The sequence below is a fragment of the Desulforegula conservatrix Mb1Pa genome, assembly GCF_000426225.1.
GTDB lineage: Bacteria > Desulfobacterota > Desulfobacteria > Desulfobacterales > Desulforegulaceae > Desulforegula > Desulforegula conservatrix.
The window spans coordinates 1-1,402 of the sequence record NZ_AUEY01000176.1; the positions used below are offsets into that span (position 1 = coordinate 1).

The 1,402-nt window shown below is 39.7% G+C and carries 1 protein-coding gene; it reads left to right on the plus strand.

The features are described 5' to 3' along the window. Positions 1–194 precede the first annotated feature (194 nt). Positions 195–1,402 (plus strand): MCP four helix bundle domain-containing protein (locus tag K245_RS0121680; RefSeq protein WP_027360823.1); only part of this gene is annotated, 1,208 nt, incomplete at its 3' end.

A 1,402-nucleotide genomic window follows, 5' to 3' on the forward strand; every position in this document is an offset into this window, starting at 1 on the left:
CTTTTGCTTTAAAAACATATGTTCTCAACTCGTAATAAAAAAACCATAAAAGTTTTGGGAAAGGTCTGGAAAACCCTTTTTCAAAAGGGTTTTCCTGTAATGATGCAACAACATTCTTGCCATTCAAACGGCCTGACTCATTTCAAATGTTCAAGCTGTGACATTGATGAGTATATCTGAAAAGGGATGGGATTATGAAATGGTTCAAAAATCTAAAAATTGCGAAAAAATTAACGGCGGGTTTTCTGATGGTTTGCTCCATTGCCATGATTATTGGAGTCGTTGGATTCATTGGCGCAGTTGAGCTTAATCATAAAATAGACGAAATATCTCGAATAAGAATGCCAAGCATGAAGGCTTTAGGGATGATGGAACAAGCTCAAACTGCTGTAAAAGCAGCAGAAAGAACTCTTCTTTACCTTGACCTGGACAAAGATCGAATACAAAGAGAATACAAACACATAAAAGATGAATTTGGAAAAGCCGAAAAAGGCTGGCTTATTTATGAACCTTTGCCTCATACACCTGAAGAAATACAAATCCTCAAGCAGTTTACCCCTGCATGGGCTGAATGGAAAAAAGGCATGGAAACCTTTGTTTCAATAAGCGAGCAGTATCGTGAATCCAAAGACCCTAAACTATATGAACAAATGAGTGAACAGGTTTTAAAAAAGAACTCGATAGCTTTCAGATCTGTTGAGGAACTGTTTGGTAAAATTATTGAAATCAATAATAAAACCACGGAAGATATGGATGTAGCTGCTAATAACATGGGGAAATCTGTCAAAACATGGATTATAATTACCATGGGCATAGGCCTTATTGCTGCTCTTTTTACGGCCATTGGCATTGCAAAATCAATAACCGCGCCGGTACTTGCATGCATGAAAGCAGCAGAGAAGATTGCCTCCGGAGACACGGATATTGAATTTGATACAACAGCAAATGATGAACCGGGGATGCTTCAGAAAGCTATGTCAAAAATGGTTACGGCCATTCAGAAAGTAATTGAAGATGCAACGACACTCTCCAAAGCAGCGGTTGAAGGCAAACTTGCAACTCGAGCAGACGCCACCAAGCATCAGGGCGATTTCCGCAGAATAATAGAAGGCGTTAACAGCACCCTCGATGCAGTTATCGGACCGCTCAATGTTTCAGCCGAATATGTTGACCGTATCAGCAAGGGCGATATTCCTCCAAAGATTACAGACAACTACAACGGCGACTTCAAAGAAATAAAAAACAATATCAATGTTCTGATTGACGCAAATAACGAAATCACTTCTGTGGCCGAAGCCATTGCAAATGGGGATCTGACCATCGACATACAAAAAAGATCCAACCAGGACAAACTTATGATTGCCCTGGATACAATGCTGAACAGGCTGACAGAAATAATAAA